The organism is Tropicimonas sp. S265A, from assembly GCF_049800835.1.
GTDB lineage: Bacteria > Pseudomonadota > Alphaproteobacteria > Rhodobacterales > Rhodobacteraceae > Dinoroseobacter.
Genome location: NZ_JBNAFU010000008.1, coordinates 128,251 through 146,686 on the forward strand (window position 1 = coordinate 128,251; position 18,436 = coordinate 146,686).

Annotated in this window: 14 protein-coding genes; 13 read left to right on the forward strand and 1 reads right to left on the reverse strand. The window is 61.1% G+C overall.

The genetic code is table 11. From position 1 onward, the window contains the following. The first annotated feature begins 6 nt into the window (after positions 1-6). From ACP15N_RS17185 to ACP15N_RS17220, 8 genes are all read left to right on the forward strand, one after another. Positions 7-276, forward strand: coding sequence for a PAAR domain-containing protein (locus ACP15N_RS17185; protein ID WP_425093573.1), 270 nt, complete (start codon positions 7-9; stop codon positions 274-276). A gap of 9 nt (positions 277-285) precedes the next feature. Beyond that, entirely contained in the window at positions 286-1,608 is a 1,323-nt protein-coding gene (tagH, locus tag ACP15N_RS17190; RefSeq protein ID WP_425093574.1) for a type VI secretion system-associated FHA domain protein TagH, read from the forward strand. Positions 1,609-1,660: 52 nt separating this feature from the next. Next, positions 1,661-3,001: a type VI secretion system baseplate subunit TssK gene (gene tssK / locus ACP15N_RS17195; RefSeq protein WP_425093575.1), complete on the forward strand. Its 1,341-nt coding sequence runs from the start codon at positions 1,661-1,663 to the stop codon at positions 2,999-3,001. Between the two features lie 12 nt (positions 3,002-3,013). Further along, the gene (gene icmH, locus ACP15N_RS17200; RefSeq protein ID WP_425093576.1) at positions 3,014-4,432 is read left to right on the forward strand and encodes a type IVB secretion system protein IcmH/DotU; all 1,419 of its coding nucleotides are present in this window, start codon (positions 3,014-3,016) and stop codon (positions 4,430-4,432) included. A gap of 3 nt (positions 4,433-4,435) precedes the next feature. Continuing rightward, positions 4,436-7,984 carry a type VI secretion system membrane subunit TssM gene (gene tssM / locus ACP15N_RS17205; RefSeq protein WP_425093577.1) on the forward strand — a complete coding sequence of 1,183 codons (3,549 nt, stop codon included), beginning with the start codon at positions 4,436-4,438 and terminating at the stop codon, positions 7,982-7,984. Further along, on the forward strand, positions 7,966-8,649 hold the full coding sequence (tagF, locus tag ACP15N_RS17210; RefSeq protein WP_425093578.1) for a type VI secretion system-associated protein TagF: 684 nt from the start codon (positions 7,966-7,968) through the stop codon (positions 8,647-8,649). The genes tssM and tagF overlap by 19 nt, the downstream gene beginning before the upstream one ends. After that, positions 8,649-9,374 carry a PP2C family protein-serine/threonine phosphatase gene (locus ACP15N_RS17215; protein WP_425093579.1) on the forward strand — a complete coding sequence of 242 codons (726 nt, stop codon included), beginning with the start codon at positions 8,649-8,651 and terminating at the stop codon, positions 9,372-9,374. Before tagF ends, ACP15N_RS17215 begins: the two co-directional genes overlap by 1 nt. 375 nt (positions 9,375-9,749) lie before the next feature. After that, entirely contained in the window at positions 9,750-10,367 is a 618-nt protein-coding gene (locus ACP15N_RS17220; protein ID WP_425093580.1) for an OmpA family protein, read from the forward strand. 19 nt (positions 10,368-10,386) lie between these two features. Here the strand turns inward: ACP15N_RS17220 and ACP15N_RS17225 are convergent, their stop codons facing one another. After that, entirely contained in the window at positions 10,387-11,886 is a 1,500-nt protein-coding gene (locus ACP15N_RS17225) for a caspase family protein (protein ID WP_425093581.1), read from the reverse strand. Between the two features lie 145 nt (positions 11,887-12,031). Between ACP15N_RS17225 and ACP15N_RS17230 the strand changes: the two genes are divergently transcribed. From ACP15N_RS17230 to ACP15N_RS17250, 5 genes are all read left to right on the forward strand, one after another. Beyond that, positions 12,032-13,099: an OmpA family protein gene (locus ACP15N_RS17230; protein WP_425093582.1), complete on the forward strand. Its 1,068-nt coding sequence runs from the start codon at positions 12,032-12,034 to the stop codon at positions 13,097-13,099. A 38-nt stretch (positions 13,100-13,137) separates the two neighbouring features. Further along, positions 13,138-14,178 (forward strand): hypothetical protein, encoded by a 1,041-nt coding sequence (locus ACP15N_RS17235; protein WP_425093583.1) that lies wholly within the window; start codon positions 13,138-13,140, stop codon positions 14,176-14,178. A gap of 773 nt (positions 14,179-14,951) precedes the next feature. Continuing rightward, a complete protein-coding gene (locus ACP15N_RS17240) occupies positions 14,952-17,138 on the forward strand; it encodes a dehydrogenase E1 component subunit alpha/beta (protein WP_425093641.1) in 2,187 nt (728 codons plus the stop codon). A 189-nt stretch (positions 17,139-17,327) separates the two neighbouring features. After that, positions 17,328-17,567 (forward strand): hypothetical protein, encoded by a 240-nt coding sequence (locus ACP15N_RS17245; protein ID WP_425093584.1) that lies wholly within the window; start codon positions 17,328-17,330, stop codon positions 17,565-17,567. A 123-nt stretch (positions 17,568-17,690) separates the two neighbouring features. Then, positions 17,691-18,410, forward strand: coding sequence for a dimethylsulfonioproprionate lyase family protein (locus tag ACP15N_RS17250; RefSeq protein WP_425093585.1), 720 nt, complete (start codon positions 17,691-17,693; stop codon positions 18,408-18,410). Positions 18,411-18,436: the final 26 nt, after the last annotated feature.

Sequence of the window (18,436 nt, forward strand, 5' to 3'; positions counted from 1 at the left end):
GCACGTATGACTGACACGCATGTCTGCCCGATGGTGACGGGTGTCGTGCCCCATGTCGGAGGACCGATCAGCATGGGCGCCCCCACCGCGCTTGTCGGCAAGATGCCCGCCGCGCGGGTCGGGGACATGGCCGTCTGCGTTGGTCCGCCATCGATGGTGGTCATGGGCTCGACCAAAGTGATGATGGCCAAAATGCCGGCCGCGCGCATGCTGTCCATGACGGCCCATGGCGGGACAGTCGTGTCGGGCTTTCCCCTCGTGCTCGTCGGAGGTTAAGATCAAGCGATGCAGTTGACGCTTCGGTTTCAATCGACGGGCACGGTCCCCGGGAACAGCGGTCCTGTCACCATGCAGGGCCAAAGCCTGACGATTGGACGGGCGCCCGAAAACGATCTGGCCTTGCCGGACCCGGAGCGGTCGATTTCAAAGCGTCATTGCGTGCTCGAAGAGCGTGGTGACGGCTTCATCGTGATCGATATCTCGGCCAATGGAACGTTTCTGAACTACGATAAGGAACCGCTCGGGCCGGAGCCGCAGATCATCGCCGATGGCGATATCCTGTCGATTGGTGCCTATGAACTGGTAGTGGAGGTCGCATCCGAGACGTCCGGCGCGGCGGAGCCGTTTGCCTCTGCCGCAGGCGGAAGTCCGTTTGCGGCCCCCGATCCGGGACCGGCTTCGACGACAGGGGATCAAGGACTTCTGGACGATCTGCTTGGCCCGTCGGTTGGGCCCGTCAGCGGGGGGGCGCCGGGCGCGCTTATCCCGGAGGATGCGGATGACGATCTGCTCAGTGGCTTGCCAGGGCTCCCCGAGCCGCGCAGATCGCCGGACGTTGCAGCCCGCCCCTCCGAGGCGGGGTTCGAAGGGCAGAGTTTCAAGCCGACGCCCGTAGAAAGCCCGGTCATTCCGGACGATTGGGATCTGGACGCCGATCCGGGCAGCAACCCGTTCGAGAAACCGGATCCAACGCCTGTGTCCGATCCAGTGCCGGACACCCCCGCGCCGCAGCCCGCGGCGGTCGCGGCGCAGCCCTATCCGCAAACCTTCTTCGAGGCCCTTGGCGTTTCGACGGACGCGCTCGATCCGAAAGATGCCGACAAGGGAATGGCCCGCCTTGGGGCGACCATGCGTGCCTTGATCGTCGGCATCCGCGAAATCCTCATGACGCGCAGCGCCATCAAGGGCGAGTTTCGCATGGGTCAGACCGTAATACGGCAGACCGGGAACAACCCGCTGAAGTTCTCGATCTCGGATGACGAGGCGGTAGAACGGATCGCCAAACCACCGGGCAAGGGCTACATGCCCCCCGAACAGGCCGTGGCGGAGGCTCTGCTGGACATCAAGGCCCACGAGATCGCCATGGTCGCCGGGATGCAGGCCGCGCTCAAAGGGTTGTTGGCAGAGTTCGACCCCGAAACCCTGGGCGAGAAACTTGCAAGAAACCCGCGGTCCGGTGGACTGCTGAAATCAAAGAAATCGCAGTATTGGGAGGTGTTTGAAGAAACCTACGCTGCCATTTCTGCACAGGCCGAGAATGACTTCCACGAGCTGTTCACCCGTGAGTTCGCGCGCGCCTATCAAGCTCAGCTGGAGAAACTGAAATGATCCCGACCCCAAGCGCCTCTTCTGACGAGATCCGATCGCGGGGGGACGTCTGATGTCGTGGGATAGCAAAGTCGTCTGGAGCGAGGGCTTGTTCATCCAGCCCCACCACTTTCAGCAGTCGGACCGGTATCACGAAGCGCTTGTTGGCGGGCTGGCGCGGCGTGCATCGCCTTATCTGTGGGGCGTGTCGCAGCTTGAGATTGACAACGAGATGCTCAAACTGGGCAAGTTCGCGTTACGCTCCGCTGCGGGTCTGACGCCCGACGGGGCGCTGTTTCGTGTCCCGCTGGCAGAGCCGCATCCCCCAGCACTGGAAGTCCCTGATACTGTTCGCGACGCCATTGTCTATTTGACCGTACCTGCGCGACGGGCCGGTGGAGAAGAGGTCGATCTGTCGCCGCAGGACTCGCCGGTCGCGCGCTACCGCGCGGCGGAAAGCGAGGTGATCGACAGCATGGGCAAAACCCGGCGCACGGTAAACCTTGCGGTCGGACAACTTCGGCTGGGCTTCGCGCTCGACGTGGATGATCTGTCGGATCTTCTTGTTATTCCCATCGCACGGATCATCGAGGTGCGGGCCGACAAGGAGATTGTTCTCGATACCGGGTTCATGCCGTCCTGCACGGATATACGTGCGGCAACGCCCTTGTCCGGTTTCGTCCGCGAGGTCGAAGGCATGCTGGGTATCCGCGCGACCGCTATCGCGGGCCGCTTCGTGGAGGCAGGCACCGCGCAAGGCGTTGCGGAAATCTCTGACTTCCTGTTGCTGATGCTGATCAATCGGACGCTTCCGGCCTTCCGCCACATGATGAACATCGAAAACGTGCATCCGATCACGGTGTATCAATCCTGCGTCTCGCTGGCCGGAGAGCTTGCCACGTTCATGTCCGCTGAAAAGCTGCCGCCGGAGTTTCCACCCTACAAACACGACAACCTGACGGAGACGTTTCGTCCGGTGATGCGGGTGCTGCGCGAGTACCTCAGCGCGGTGCTGGAACAGACAGCCGTCGCCATTCCGCTGGATCCGCGAAAGTACGGGGTCAGCGTCGGCGTTATTGCGGACAGAAAACTCCTGCGCGGGTCGCAGTTCGTTCTGGCCGTTTCTGCGGATGCGCCCGCCGAAACGTTGCGGCGGCATTTCCCGACCCAGGCCAAGATCGGCCCGGTGGAGGAGATACGCCAACTGGTGAATTCCGCCCTGCCGGGAATAGATCTGTCGATCCTGCCGGTCGCCCCGCGTCAGATTCCATACCACGCGGGCAAGAGCTATTTCGAACTGGATTCGAACAGCAAGTACTGGTCTCAGATCACGACCTCGGGGGGTATTGCCGTTCATGTCTCGGGTGATTTCCCGGGCTTGACCATGGAACTCTGGGCGATCCGGCAGGGGTAGAGCGAGGGCACGATGGTTGGTAATCCCCCAGATGATGACGACCCGGCCCGTACGGTCATCGTTCCCAACCCGGGTGGCCGACGGCCGCGGCCTGTGCCGAAGCCTGCCGAGCCGCAGGCGCCTGCCGGACCGTTCGAGCAGGCGGCAACGCCCGCTGCCCCGCCCGCCAGCGGTGCGGCAGTCGGGGTTCCCGACACGGGTCCGGCGGGCACGCCACCCACGGGCGCGGAGCAGGGAACCGATCAGTTCCTGACCGGAATGAACCCACTGAACGCGAATGCGGCGACGCTTTTTGCGTTGGTCAGCCGGGTGCGCAGCCGGGCGCAAGCCATGGACATCAACCGCCTGCGCAACAGCGCCGTGACCGAGATCCGCGATTTCGAGGCGCGCTGCGTGCGGTCCGGGATCGACCCGCAGAAAGTGCGCGTGGCGCGCTATGCTATTTGCGCGACGCTCGATGATGTGGTGCTGAACACCCCTTGGGGTGGAAATTCCGACTGGGCGCAGCGATCGCTTGTCGGCACGTTTGAAAAGGAAACCGTGTCGGGGGACAAGTTCTTTCAGATGTTGCAGCGGTTGCAGCAGGAGCCTGCGCAAAACCTTGATCTGCTTGAGTTTGTCCAGATGTGCCTGTCGGTCGGGTTCGAAGGACGTTTGCGGGTCGAAGCCGGCGGGGCCGACAAGCACCTCGACATCCGCAGGAGCCTTGCCCGGACGATCCGGACGCATCGCGGTCCGGTGGACCGTGATCTGTCGCCGCATTGGACAGGGCGCGCGGTCCCGTTCAAGTCCCGGTCCCTCTGGTTGCCGGTCTGGATCACGCTTGGAAGTCTTGCGGCTGTGCTGGGGATCGTGTTTCTCAGCTTCGTTTTCTTGCTGAACGGCAGGACGGAGCAGGTGATCGGCATGATGATCCCGATCGATCAGGGCCCGAACCCGGTGCTCGAACGTCGCGCGCCGCCGCCACCGGCGCCGCCGCCGCCGCCGGACCCTCAGGTCGACCGGGTCAAGTCCTTCCTCGAGGCAGAGATCGCCGCAAGAATCGTTTCCGTGTTCGAAGACGCCAATACCGTGACCGTCCGGATCAACGGAGCCGGAATGTTCGCACCCGCCTCCGACGCCTTGCAGGACGCGTTCCTCGAACCGTTGCAGCGGGTCGGGCGTGGCCTGAACGGGGAGACCGGAAACGTCATCATTGCAGGGCATTCCGACAATATCCCGATCAATACAGCGCGTTTTCCGTCCAACTATCACCTCTCGCTCGACAGGGCGAAGTCGGTGCAACGCGAAATGGCCAACTGGTTGGACGATCCGGGTCGCCTGTCGGCGGAGGGGCGCTCTGATGCCGAGCCGATTGCTTCCAATGACACGCGCGAAGGCCGCGCCTTGAACCGGCGCATCGAGATCATCCTTATCAAGGAGGGCGGCTAGGCAATGCGCAAAGTGCTAGGGGTCTTGCTGTCGACCGCGTTCCAGACGTGTTTTTTCACGGCGATTATTTCCCTGTTTCTGTGGTTCCTCGGGCCTTTGCTGGCAGTCGGCGCGGCGCGGCCGTTGGACAGCTTGATCGAGCGCGGCCTCGTCATCGGGCTGTTGTGGCTGCTTGTCATCGTGTTTCTGACGATCCGGTATCTTCGGATCAGGCGTCGCGACAAGGACCTGACCGAAGAGATCGCGGCAGTTGACCCACGGGACGAGGCACTTGCCGACGAATTGAAGGAACTCTCTGTCAAACTGAAGGCCGCACTTGCAACGTTGCGCAGTTCCAAAAGCGGGCGTCGACAGCTTTACGAGCTTCCGTGGTATGTCATCATCGGACCGCCTGGGGCGGGCAAGACAACGGCCATTGTCAACTCGGGCCTGAATTTTCCGATCGATGGGCCGAAGGACAGCAATGCCATCGGCGGTGTGGGCGGAACCCGCAATTGTGACTGGTGGTTCACCGAAGACGCCATCCTGATCGACACTGCGGGTCGCTACACCACGCAGGACAGCGACACCGAAGCCGACAACGCGGCGTGGCTCGGGTTTCTCAACATCCTCAAGAAGTACCGCAAACGCCAGCCGATCAACGGGGCGCTGGTTGCGATCTCGCTGTCGGACCTTTCGATGCAGGATCATGAAACCCAGATGAGCCATGCGCGGGCGGTTCGCCGCCGCATTCTGGAGTTGCGCGAGCAACTGGGCATTCGGTTTCCCGTCTACGTTCTGTTCACCAAGTCGGACCTGATCGCCGGGTTCGCGGAGTATTTCGAGCCCTTGGGCAAAGAGGATCGAGAGCAGGTCTGGGGATTTACCTTCGACGCGGACCAGGCGAAGGCCCGTGAGCCCGCACTGGCGCGGTTTGACGACGAGTTTGGTCTCCTTCTGTCGCAGATCAATGGCCACATGCTTGAGCGTCTGACCAGCGAGCTTGACCCAGACCGGCGCGGTCAGATCGCGGCGTTTCCAAGCCAGCTGGCGTCAATCCGACAGGTGGCGAAGGATTTCCTGAACGAGACGTTTCAGGAGACGAAGTACGAAGACAGAATTCTGCTGCGCGGGGTTTACTTCACGTCCGGCACACAGGAAGGCACGCCGATTGACCGTCTGATGACGGGCATGGCGCGCGTGTTCGGCGTGGGACGAGCAGCTCTCGGGACCGGGCGCGGGACCGGAAAATCGTTCTTCATAACCCGTCTCTTCCGTGATGTCGTTTTCCCCGAGGCGGGCCTCGTTTCTGTCGATGACAGCGTGGAACGCAGCTATCGCTGGATCACGCGCGGCGCGATTGCGGCCGCTGTTCTGACCGCAATTGGCGTCTCCGGCCTGTGGCTTCGCAGCTATCTGGGGAACCAGGCCTTGATCGCCGAGGCGTCCGAAACGGTTTCTGCATACCGCACGGCCGAACGGGCGATCCCGAAGTCACCGATTGGCGATACCGATTTACCGTCTGTCGTACCTGCAATGAACCTCTTGCGCGATTTGCCGGACAATCCGCTCGACCAGACGCCGGAGGACATCGATCTGGCGCTTCAGTTCGGCCTTTATCAAGGCGATGTGATCGGCACCAAGGCCGCGCAAAGCTACCGCTCGGCGCTGAACCAGCATTTCCTGCCTCGGCTGCTTCTGCGGCTGGAAGAGCAGCTTCAGGGCAATATGAACAATTCTGACTTCCTGTACGAGGGGTTGAAGGTCTATCTGATGCTCGGGCTTGATGCGCCCGCCACCGACCCTGAGCTTGTGTCAGATTGGATGGAAGCCGATTGGGCGCTGTCCTATCCCGGCGAAAGCCGCGCAACGTTCAGGGCGGACTTGTCGAGCCATCTTCATGCGCTTTTGAGCGGACCGATGCAGAAAGTCGATCTCAACGGTCCGTTGATCGATCAGATCCGCGTTCTGTTGGCCGAGATGTCTTTGTCGGAAAGGATTTACAACGGCATCATTTCGAGTGCCGTTGCCAAGGAACTGCCGGAATGGCGGGTCGTCGACATCGCGGGCCCGGCCGCAGGGCGTGTCATGACGCGGTCCTCCGGAGCCCCGCTCAGCGCCGGTGTGCCGGGTATTTTTACCTATCGTGGCTTTAACGAGGTGTTCCTCGAAGAGGCACTGGATGTCGCGTCCCGCTTTCAGAACGAACGCTGGGTTCTGGGAGAGGGCGGCGGCGCAGCTCAATCCGATCTGGCCCTCGCGCAAATGAGCCGGGATGTTCTCGGCCTCTACTACACGGATTATGTGGAGCATTATGACAGGCTGCTGGGAGACCTCGACATTGTTCCGCTCAACAATCTGTCTCACGCGGTCGAAGTGACGAACGTCCTGTCCGGTCCGACCTCGCCAATCGTGAACATACTGGAGGCCGTGGCGCAGGAAACCCGCCTGACAGAAGAACGCAGCGTGGTATCGCCCGATACCGAACAGGCGGTTGGCGATCTTGCGGCTCAGAATGCGCTGCGCTCGATCCGCAACCGCCGCTTGCGCGATATGCTGAACGTTCTGGCGCGCGCAGAGGGCAATACCAGCGCGCCAGCCGTTCCCGGTGCTTATGTCGAGGATCGGTTCGCGTGGCTGCACACTCTGGTTCAGGCCGAAGAAGGGACGCCATCCGAACTGGACGGTATCATCGCAAAATTCGAGGAGGTGTACCGCGAGTTGAACCGGATGTCGTTGAATTCGGCACAGGCGACCGGCAGCGGGGCAACCGAACAATTGATGGAAGCCGTGACGCGGTTGCCCGGCCCGCTGAAACGATGGGCCAGTCAGGTGACGAGCGGGTCGTCCGGCATCACCGCCGAAGGCACGCGGTCGCAGATCAATGCGCGCTGGCAGAGCGAGGTTGCGCCATTCTGCGCGCAAGCCCTGTCCGGGCGCTACCCGCTCAGCGCGCAAGCCACGCAGGAAGTAACGATCCAGGACTTTTCCCGCGCCTTCGCACCGGGCGGCTTGATTGACAAGTTCTTCACGGATCACCTTCTGCAACACGTGGACACGCGCGCGCGCCCCTGGGCCTGGAAAACAATCAATCAGGCGGAACTTGGTATTTCGGATGCGGTGCTCAAACAGTTCCAGTATGCCTCCGAAATCCGGGACACGTTCTTCGCAGGGGGCGGTGCGCCATCGATCCCATTCGAATTGACACCGCAAGCGCTTGATCCGTCCGCGCAAAGTGTGACGTTGGATATCGATGGACAGTCCGTGTCGTATCAGCATGGCGACCAGATATCGCCTGCGGCATTGAAATGGCCGGGGCAGGTCGGTCTGGGGCGGATAAGTTTCTTTCCGCCCTCGAACACCATCGAGAACGAACTGACGCGGGACGGGCCCTGGGGCTGGTTCCGGCTGCTGAGTTCGGCGGAAGTGCGCGATACCGAAGCGTCGGAGAAAAAGCGCGTGATCTTCAAGGTCGGCGGTCTGATCGCGATTTACGAGATGCGGATGGGCTCGGCGTTCAACCCGTTCACTCTGGACGCATTATCCAGTTTTCAATGCCCGGACAGCCTCTGATGGGCAGTGTCTACGGAGCCTTCGGAAAGATGCCAGGTGCTGGAGATTTCATCCGGTTCGGGTTGCCCGGCGACTTTGTCAGCGCCTGGGATGCCTGGCTGCAAGCGGGCATGATCGAGGCGGCCCGGCACCTCGGGAGCATGTGGGATGACGCGTATTTTTCGGCCCCGATCTGGCGCTTTGGCCTGCCGAGAGGGGCTGCGGGTCGCGCGGCGATGCTTGGCGTGGTCATGCCGTCGGTAGATCGCGTCGGGCGCCGGTTCCCTCTGACGCTTGCCCTAAGCCTGCCGAATGGCGCCTCCCTCGTCGGCTCCTTTCTGCAAGCCCGCGCGGTTTTCGTTGGCCTCGAGGATGCCGCTCTCGCTGCGTTGGATGCGGCCACCGCACCAGCCGATCTTGAGCGTGATCTGAGCGCGATGACAGCGCCTTTGACAGCCTCAGCTGCCGAAAGCAGGCTTGGTGAGCTCGTTGTGCTGCACCGCGACGCCGATGCGGACAGCGCTGCCGATCTCGCCACGGCACTTATCGGTGCGGCAGCAGACGGGAAAAGCCTTTGGTGCACGCAAACCGATGCCGGGTCCGTTGCATTTGCCGCCGAGGCCCTGCCGTCTCCGCAGGTGTTTGCGCGGCTCATGCATCCCTTTGCAGACCGCGAGCCCGTCTGATGCCGATAGCCAGACGCGCCCGCTTTTCCGCCAAAACCCATACAGGCCTCGTGCGCGCGGTCAACGAGGACGCGGTGCTGGCTCTGCCGGAACAGGGCATCTGGATCGTTTCGGACGGTATGGGGGGATACAAGGGGGGCGCTTTTGCCAGCCAGACCGTGGTGGACGCCGTCGCAATGCAACCGCCTGACGCCTCCGGCGTTGTAGACGCCGCGGCCGTGGCCGATGCTGTCATGTCAGCCCACACGATCATCCAGGCAGAGGCGGACCGTGCACAGGCAACAATGGGCGCGACGGTCGTTGCCTTGATCCTGTCGGAGGACCGCTATCAATGCCTGTGGTCCGGCGACAGTCGGCTTTACCTGTTGCGTCAGGGGGATCTGCAGATGATCAGCACGGATCACTCCGTGGTAGCAGATCTGGTAAAGGCCGGAGAAATGGACTGGGACGAGGCGGATCAATCGGCCATGTCCAACCAGATTACCCAAGCCGTGGGCGTGGGTGAGCATCCCGGACTTGAACATGTCGCCGGCCCGCTCGAACCCGGAGACCGCTTCTTGTTGTGTTCGGATGGGCTGACGAAATACGCCAATCGCAAGACGCTGCTGCACGTAATGGCACATGCGTCCATCGAACATGTTGTCGAGCGCCTGCTCGAGATTGCGATGGAGGGCGGGGCGGACGACAACATCACTCTGGTCGTTGTGGAAATCCCCCGGGCATAAGTTGTTAACCTCGGTTGGATAGATACGTTTTGAGGATGGTGTGCGGTGGGTAGAGTAATTCGCATCTCACAGGTGCAAGGCGGCAAGGAGGTTTTGGGAGATGCGCGATGACCACGATGCACTTATCTGGACGGACGTGGACGTTCGAAGCTGCCGTTTGGCGGCGTGATTGTGCCGGAAGCGTCCCCTGTGATCGCTTGCGCATATTTCGCCGCGTTCCTCGTCCCGCTAAAGGGACAGCAGATTGTCGACGGGGCACCAGCGTGGATGTTGATCGCGCCGTCAATGAATGCGGCTCGGGTACGGCTCTCAATTGCGCGCCGACCCCCGCTGCCGTATAAGTTAGTGTAATTTCCAAGAATTGAGGCTTACGCCATGAAACTTACGACGCTTCTTTTGGGTATCGGTTTTGGGCTTCTGGCCAGCACCGCATCCGGTCAGGACTACAGCTCTGAGGAGCTCAAACAATTGTTCGAGCGGCAAAAGGGCGCCGTATCCGAAGGTCTTGGAACAACGCGCGGGCTGCGCATCCGCACGCAGGAGGAAGCCGAAAGCGCCGGGGCAGCCACCGTGCAGACAGAAAGCGCGGTTGTTGCCAATTCTGTGGGCGGCGCCACGGCCGCAAACGTGCCGGTGCAGCCTGTGAGCCTGCCGGCCGATATACAGATCAATCTGCGCATCAGCTTCGACTATGACTCTGCCGCCCTGAAGCCGAGCGAACAAGCAAAGCTCGCGCCGATGTGTGATGCGATCCAGACAAGCGATGTCGAGGTTCTGCGCGTGGTGGGGCATACGGACTCCAGTGGATCGGACGCCTATAACCAGCAGCTTTCTCAACTCAGGGCGGAAGAGGTGGCACGGTACCTCGTGGACCAGTGCAATGTGGACCCGTCAAGGCTTCAGACGATGGGGCTTGGTGAAACGGCGCCACTGAATGCCGCAAACCCGCGGGCGGATGAAAACCGCAGGGTCGAGTTTCAGGCGTTGAGCTGACAGGTCAGGTCTGCCGACCTTACGAACACCCACCATGCGCCCAGTCGCGCAGTGCCTGCTTGAACGCCCCGCCGTAGGGGTGTTCTTTCTGCAAAGACCTTTGTGCTGTTGCCGTCACGTTCAGATAGACATTGGCTTGCGTGCACAGCCGCTCGCGTGTCCATTCGTGGCAGTTTGAACAGCTCTGGCCTTTCCACAACTCCTCCGGGATGCCTTCTATGGGGGCATAAAGCGGCTCGCCGTTCGCAAGCTGCGCGATGGTGCGACCATTCACGGCTGTGCTGCCGGACAGGATCGGGGTGTCGAAGAGAACGTCCTTTGAAGCGTTCTGGTCGGTTTCCGAAGACGGCGCGGCGGGTGTCGGCGTCGCAGGTGCGGCAGCCGCGAAATCGGTTCCATCCGCGATCGGGTCCTTTGCTTGTTTCGTAGCCAGTTCGCTTCGGGCAAACTCGGCGAAAACGCCGTTCGGAAATTCCGACAGGTAGGCCTCATAAGCCGCGGCAGAACCGCTTGATTGCGCAGCATCGATCAGGTTTTGCTCTCGCGAGGCGACTTCAGTTTGCGGCACTTCGGGAGCGGCACTGGGACTGTCGAGCTCATTTGCCAGAAGGCTTGTCAAAAGCCCGCGCGCTTCGTGCGCAAAAGGCGAGTCCGGATACCCGCGCAGATAGAGCATCACCTGCAAAGGATCATTGGTGGCTTTGACGCCCGCCCAGAGCTGTTCTGCTGCGACCGCGGCCGGATCCGTGGGTTCGCCTTCCACGAACATGAACTCAACCGTCAGAGAGGACGTATCCCACGGGGTCTGTGCCCCCCGCGTTGTCTCAAGCACGTCGATCCGGACTTCGCGAAACACGTCTTCGATCGTACGCCCAGGGACCGACAATTCCCGCGCGAGGGCAGCCGAAAACGGGCTGTTGGTTCCCGTGCCGTCAAACGCAACGTCGTTCGGCGCAGTCGCATAGGCAAGGAATGTCCCCGTCGGGGCCTTCATTTCGGCCAGACCGCTGTCACCGAACTCCGGAATTGCATCGAAAGGATTGTTCCGGCACGCATCGAGGATCACGATGTTGGTGCGGTTGCGCGCGGAAAACATCTGCCGCAACACCGTCTGAGCCTCCAGCGCGACGAAATCGAGATCGGCCGGGTCCGACAGGTCGGTGTCGACCGGCAAAAGGTAGTTGCGTCCAAAAGACTGCACCCCATGACCTGCGAAGTAGAAAAGACCTGTGGCGTCCGGCCCGGCGCTGCGTAATGCCCGCCCGAATTCAGCGACCCCGCGCGTCAGCGTAACCTGATCCGCATCCGTCAGCAGCGTGACTTCAAACCCGACATCCGCCAGTGTTCGCGCCATCAATTCTGCGTCCGATGTCGGGTTTTTCAGCGAGGAAACACTTTGATAACCCCCATTGCCGATAACAAGGGCAAGACGTTGCACGGCGTGGGCGGATGTCGCGGAGAAAACGCCCACGAGCAGTGCCGCCACCAAGGGGATAGCAAAGAGTTTCAACCTGCTCATGTCGACCCATCCTAAGTTGTGCCAGAGGTGACTGTTTGATACTTCCAGACTTAAGTCAAAGTGGTAGACCATTTTTCTCGCAAAATAGTGTCTTTTGTGTTGAAATCCGAAGGCAGGGAAAAAGAATTGGCCACGGAGGTTTGTGATGAGCGTTTTTCGGTTATTCAAGATCAGCGTACTACCTGTTTTTCTTGCTGTTTTCGGCGCCGCACCACTGGCAGCGGCCAATCCGTTCGAACCCGGTTGGATCCTTGAATCCGAAGGGTCCGCACTCCGGTTCACATCCGTCAAGAAAGGGTCCGTGGTCGAGACCAGTACGTTTGCAACCTATACCGGTCTGATCGACCCCAACGGCGCCGCTGAAATCAAGGTTCTTCTCGACTCCGTCGACACGGGGATCGACCTTCGCAACGTACGTATGCGGTTCCTGTTTTTCGAGACATTCAAGTTCCCCGAAGCGACCATTCGCCTCCAACTTGATCCGGCTTTGATCGAAGACTTGCAAACCGTGCGGCGCAAGATCGTGACCCTGCCTTACCAGATGACGATCAAGGGCGTGACCGTCGACAAGGAAGCCGACGTCGCGGTGACCCTGCTTAGCGATGATCTTGTCTCGGTGACGTCAAGCGCGCCGATCACGATCACGCTAGAAGATTTCAAGCTCAACGAGGGACGCGAGAAACTCGAGGAAGCCGCCGGCGTGACCATCGTGCCTTCCGCTTCCGTCACGTTCGATTTCCTGTTCAGCCGACTTCCGACGGTGCCGGATGCGACCACCACCGTGTCGTCACGCGCAGCTGTGCCTGAGCCAATCCAGGTCGCGCTGGAAACCAGTGGCAATTTCTCACGCGAGGAATGCGCGGGACGGTTCGAAATCCTGAGCCGTACCGGAAACATCTATTTTGCTTCCGGATCCGCGCGTCTGCGGAGCGAGAGCGTCGCCGTTCTGGATAGCATCGCCGATATTATTTCGCGCTGCCCGGGTCTTGTTGTCGAAATCTCCGGACATACGGACAGTGACGGGTCCGAGGCGGCCAACCGCGCCTTGTCGGAACGCCGTGCGCAATCGGTCCTGAGCTATTTCACGAACAAAGATGTTCCGGCGGAGCGCATGGTTTCGGTGGGCTACGGCGAAGCCGAACCGATCTTCCCCAACACCACCGCCGAGAACAAACAGCGCAATCGCCGGATCGAATTTCAGCTGATCAAGTAGTGCCGCTTGAGGCAACTTCGGCGCTCAACAAAGCGCCCATGCGCGACGGCGATGTGAACGCATATGTCGACTACAAGCATGTCTCCGAGAAACATCTTTCGGAGCGCGACAGTGTCATCTTCGTCAACGGGATGCTCAATTCGCCCCAGGGGCACGTCGATAACGCCGTGGCCCTGTCGGCCTTGCAGATGTGCAAGGTGATCGGCGTTTACAATGCCAGTCGCGTCGGGAAATGGGAGCGGACGCTGAGGGCTGCGTCCCACAACGTCTCGGTAATTTTCGAGGACCTCGCGCAATGCCTGGGTGACAAGATCACATGGGACAGTCACAACCTTGATCGTGCAGCGGTCAGCCTCAACACTTGGTATCAGTCGCATTTCGGCTCTCCTCAGGAAGCCGAGAAATACGTGGAACTCTGGCTTGAACGAAACCGCGCATCGCTGGCGCTGTTCAGGTTGCTGCGTGCCGGGTCCGGACCGCAGACGATTTTTGCGCATAGCCAGGGCAATCTGATCACCTCAAACGCGCTCACCGGTCTCTCTTTGTTGGACCCGTCGTGTCTGGGACGGATCACGGTAAACTCGTATGCCTCGCCAAGCGTGTTCTGGCCTTCGGGATTCAAGCACAATCGCTATGCCTACACGCTGGACCCCGTGCCGTTGCTTGCCGGAATTGGGAATTCCTTGAAATGGAGCACGTCGACAATCGGCGGCCCGTCCGGGATCGTGAGCCATGGGTTTGCCAACTACATCCGCGATGATGCGACCTTTATCGTGAACCAGTTTCGGGTGGGTATGCTGGGCATGACGGCGCACATGGACGAGCGGGGTTTGGCCCGGGCCTTGTTCGACATGGGCTCGAACCTGCAACGCGTTCGAAAGGTGTTTGCGCGCCTGTCGCAAACGCATCAGTCCGATGTCGACGATGTTGCCCTGTTGTATGTTGAAAGTATCCGCAACCGTCAGGATCTATTGGTGGCCGTCAAGAACTATCGCCCCTTGAAAGATATCCTCATCCGCAGCCTCGCAACCGGTTGGACGAGCAACAGGGAAAAGGCCGCGATCAAATTGATCTCGTAGGCGACAAGACCGCGTAGGTAGGGACCCAGACTTCGGTACCGAGCCGTTCCACAAGAGCTGCGCAGCATGGACTGAGAACGCTTCGATGCTGTCGGTATCCAGCGTGTCCGGGTGGTCACGCGTCGGGCTCAGAATGGTGGTCGCGCAGGGCGCGCCTCTCCTTCCTTGCAGTTGGGACCTCCGACCGCGCGATTTCCGGCCAAGCGCTGACAAGGACACCGCAAGTCGATACCCGACCGATCAATCCTTGCGCCTTCAGCGTCCGGGCGGCCGTGCGAAATGCGTCAGCTGCCGCGCGCAAGGGCGCCGTCGGCTGTCAATCTTGCGCCAGTTCGCGCCAGAGACCTGCATGTGCGTGTCTGGTATGGACAGCTGTCAGTGGCGCCAGTATCGCCCAGAACCCGTGGAAACGCGGTGTCGCGCATCAGGATGCCGTGAAACGATGTCCTGCGGTTCCAAGCTGGCAACGCTCATGGATCCGTCGGTTATGGACAGTTTGGACAATCTACGGGCCATGGACCTGTTGCAGGTGTGCCTGCAGTGCGCGTGACATGGGCCATAGGCTGCTCTTTCAAGCCCGTCTGAGCAGCCACGCTCTGCACCGGTTCGGCTTGCAATCGTCTATTCGCCGCGCGACAGAATAGGCCCGAGAGAGAGTGGTGGAGAACCGATGTTTCGCGAGTGCAGTGCAGAAGGCATAAATCGCAGCAGGCACATGCAGACTGCTGGCTCTGTGCGTGAACGACCCTTTTCTGCGTCTAGGGGCTGACAAAGTGGATCGCGCAACGTTTGTTCATGAGAATTTCATCCGCCGCACGTCAGCAGGCGACTTTCCCGATGGTGCGCCTCCCGCTGGGGTGTCGGCGGAAACCTTGTTGGCGATGTTCCGCGCGCAATGCCTGTCGCGGCAACTCGATCTGACCAGCAGGCGTCTGCAAAAGGCAGGTCAGGGGTACTATACAATCGGATCCAGCGGGCATGAGGGAATGGCCGCCGTCGCCAAGGCGTTGCAGGTCACTGACATGGCGTTCCTGCACTACAGGGATGCTGCCTTTCAAATCATGCGTGCCATGCAGGTTCCGAACCAGACGCCTGCAAAAGATATTCTGCTGAGCTTTGCGGCTGCGGCTGACGACCCGATTTCCGGTGGGCGGCACAAGGTTCTGGGATCCGCCAGCCTGAACATTCCGCCGCAGACGTCAACGATCGCGAGCCATCTGCCAAAGGCCGTTGGCGCGGCATATTCGATTGGGCTGGCTGCGCGCTTGGAACCCGACCATATGCGCCTGCCGTCGGACGCGATTGCGGTATGCACGTTCGGGGACGCCTCGGCCAACCATTCGACGGCGCAGGGTGCTTTCAACACTGCCGCTTGGACGAGTTATCAGTCCGTGCCACTACCGCTTTTGTTTGTGTGCGAAGACAACGGCATCGGCATCTCTGTTCCCACACCAAAGGGATGGATTTCCGCCAGTTTTTCCCAGCGTCCGGGGCTGGAGTATTTTGCGTGCAACGGCCTCGATATGGCAGAGACCCTGCGCGTTGCCGAACAGGCCGCACATTACGTGCGGACAACGCGCAAGCCCGCCTTCTTGCATCTGCGCGTGGTTCGGCTTTACGGCCATGCGGGCTCGGATGTCGAGACGGCGTATCGGGACAAGGCGGCGATTGAGGCGGACGAGGCGAATGATCCGTTGCTCGTGTCGGTGCGACTGTTGCAGCAGGCGGGCGCGTGCAGCCCGCATGATGCCTTGGAGATCTACACAGAAACCGGCGCCGATTGCGCCCGCTTGGCCGCGGAGGTTGTAACGCGACCGCGCCTGAAGTCCGCGTCGGATGTCGCGGCCAGCCTGATCCCTCCGCGACGTGTGTGCGCCAGCCAAGCTGTCCCGTCCGCGCGCGCGCGTCACGCAGCGTTTGGAAACGACCTCAGGGCCATGTCAGACCCGCAACCCATGGCGCGGCTGATAAACTGGGCATTGACCGATTTGATGCTGACCTATGGCGAAATTGTCGTGGCAGGCGAGGATGTGGGCCGCAAGGGGGGCGTCTATGGTGTCACCCAAAAGCTGCTGGCGCGGTTCGGGCGGAACCGTGTCGTAGACACGCTGCTGGATGAACAATCGATCTTCGGACTTGCCATCGGTCTGGCGCATAACGGATTTGTTCCGATGCCGGAGATCCAGTTCCTTGCGTACCTGCACAATGCAGAAGACCAGGTGCGCGGCGAGGCGGCCACCTTGAGCTTTTTCTCGAATGGGCAGTACACGAACCCGATGGTCATCCGGATCGCGGGGCTGGGGTATCAGAAAGGATTTGGCGGGCACTTTCACAATGATAACTCGCTTGCTGTCCTGCGTGATATCCCGGGGCTTGTGATCGCGTGTCCTTCGCGGGGGGATGAGGCCGCGATGATGCTGCGCGAGGCGGTGCGACTGGCGCGCGAAGAACAGCGCGTCGTGGTCTTCATTGAACCGATCGCGCTCTATCCGATGCGTGATCTTCATGCCGAGGGGGATGGGGCATGGATGTCGCGCTATCCCGATCCTGATCGCTGCATCCGCCTCGGAGAAATAGGTGTTCATGGCGATGGGCGGGATGTCGCCCTGGTCACATACGGCAACGGACGGTTCCTGTCCGAACAGGCCCGACAAGCGCTGTTGGAGGTTGGCATTCGGGCGCGGGTGATTGACTTGCGCTGGCTGGCACCGCTGCCCGGGGATGCGGTGCTGGCGGCCACGAAAGACTGCGCGCGGGTTCTCATCGTGGATGAATGCCGCCGGACCGGCAGCCAGTCCGAAGCCCTGATCACTCTGTTTCACGAAGCCGAGCGCGTGGGCGCGGCCAGGGTTGCAGCGGAAGACTGTTTCATCGCTACCGGCCCCGCCTATGCCGCAACACTGCCGTCTGTAGCCGGTATCGTCGCTGCCGCCAGAACGCTCTGTGCCGCAGACACTTGAGCCGAAAAACCATGGTTCGCGGCGACATGGTCGGGTTGCGCTGCGCATGGTCAGTGCGGCGCGTGGAGATCAGGTTACACAACCTGCACGCAGCATCCCGGGAAATGAAACCCTCCGTTGGAATGCGGGCGTGGCCGCTGCAGCCCTGTCACCGCCGGAGCTTGCGCGCCTCAGTGCCGCTCTTTTTGGATGCGCGAGATCGTGTTCAGAACAAAGCTGTCCGAGCCGCTGTTCCGGGGCCTTCCCGGCAGTGGGGTGTATGCCAATTGCAGGGTCTTTGCCATGTTCGCGGCGATTTCAGAGTTGTCATCGGCACAGGTCGCAACGGTTGGCAAGATGTCGATCCCTGAGTTGCGCGGCGTTCCAGATAGCGCTCGGCATGGCGGGTACATCTTTGCACTGGTCCTGTGCCCGAGCCTTGCGGCGTGACTGCGCGGGGGGCCGTGCAGATAGAACGGCGTTTCGCTGGTCGATCGCACTTTACGCAAGCCCGGTCGCGCCGTTAAGGAGCGCTGACGCACTTTGAGTGATTCCTCCGCAGGACGCCCGACCATGGCAGACATTTCCGTTCCAGAGACCCCGAACGCCGACGCTGTCGCGGATATGCGCCTGTTCGATTATCCCGACTGGCTGTACCTGTTGCGTGAGTTTGACAGCCTGTACCGGCACGGGTCGGCCGGGGGCAGCCGCTTGATCAGGGCGCATCGCAAGCGGGTCCGCGACATGCTGTCCAAGACCATTGACGCCAACCCTCAGATCACATGCCGCGCGCCCGAAGCGAAGCCGGTCACGGCGCATCTGGCCCGGGCTCTGGACCTGGGCGAGCGTGGCGCAGTCGGCGGAATGGCGCGCGCGCTGGAGAGGGTCACCGCGTCGCTCACATGGGAGTATGGCTATGCGCGTGTACCAAAGCCGCTGGCCAAGAAATACGCCTATTGCGAGATCCTGGGGCCGCGTGGTCCGGTACGTTCGGAGCGTCTGGTTCTGGGATTTGTCCTGTTCGCCCCGCGGACAACCTACCCGCAGCATAGCCATCAGGAGATCGAGGAAAGCTATATCTCCGTCGCCGGAGCGTGGTCTGAAAACGATGTTGCTGTGCATGCCCCCGGGTCGCTGATCCTCAACCGCCCCGGGGAGGAACACCGGATCACCACCGCTGATCTTGACCCGTGCCTGCTTGCCTATGCGTGGATCGGGCCTGAAACCCGCCTGAACGCGCCGGAAATGAAATTAAGTTCGAACCGTAAGGCCCGGATGACACAGGGCATTTGATGCTTGTGCGAAGGTGCCACAGGCGG

Bases quoted from the DNA above. Each gene is read 5' to 3' on its own strand.
- ACP15N_RS17245 (WP_425093584.1), top strand. From the start codon at position 17,328: ATGCGCGAGATCGTGTTCAGAACAAAGCTGTCCGAGCCGCTGTTCCGG.
- tagH (WP_425093574.1), top strand. From the start codon at position 286: ATGCAGTTGACGCTTCGGTTTCAATCGACGGGCACGGTCCCCGGGAAC.
- ACP15N_RS17250 (WP_425093585.1), top strand. From the start codon at position 17,691: ATGGCAGACATTTCCGTTCCAGAGACCCCGAACGCCGACGCTGTCGCG.
- icmH (WP_425093576.1), top strand. From the start codon at position 3,014: ATGGTTGGTAATCCCCCAGATGATGACGACCCGGCCCGTACGGTCATC.
- ACP15N_RS17225 (WP_425093581.1), bottom strand. From the start codon at position 11,886: ATGAGCAGGTTGAAACTCTTTGCTATCCCCTTGGTGGCGGCACTGCTC.
- ACP15N_RS17185 (WP_425093573.1), top strand. From the start codon at position 7: ATGACTGACACGCATGTCTGCCCGATGGTGACGGGTGTCGTGCCCCAT.
- tssM (WP_425093577.1), top strand. From the start codon at position 4,436: ATGCGCAAAGTGCTAGGGGTCTTGCTGTCGACCGCGTTCCAGACGTGT.
- tagF (WP_425093578.1), top strand. From the start codon at position 7,966: ATGCCCGGACAGCCTCTGATGGGCAGTGTCTACGGAGCCTTCGGAAAG.
- tssK (WP_425093575.1), top strand. From the start codon at position 1,661: ATGTCGTGGGATAGCAAAGTCGTCTGGAGCGAGGGCTTGTTCATCCAG.
- ACP15N_RS17230 (WP_425093582.1), top strand. From the start codon at position 12,032: ATGAGCGTTTTTCGGTTATTCAAGATCAGCGTACTACCTGTTTTTCTT.
- ACP15N_RS17235 (WP_425093583.1), top strand. From the start codon at position 13,138: ATGCGCGACGGCGATGTGAACGCATATGTCGACTACAAGCATGTCTCC.
- ACP15N_RS17220 (WP_425093580.1), top strand. From the start codon at position 9,750: ATGAAACTTACGACGCTTCTTTTGGGTATCGGTTTTGGGCTTCTGGCC.
- ACP15N_RS17215 (WP_425093579.1), top strand. From the start codon at position 8,649: ATGCCGATAGCCAGACGCGCCCGCTTTTCCGCCAAAACCCATACAGGC.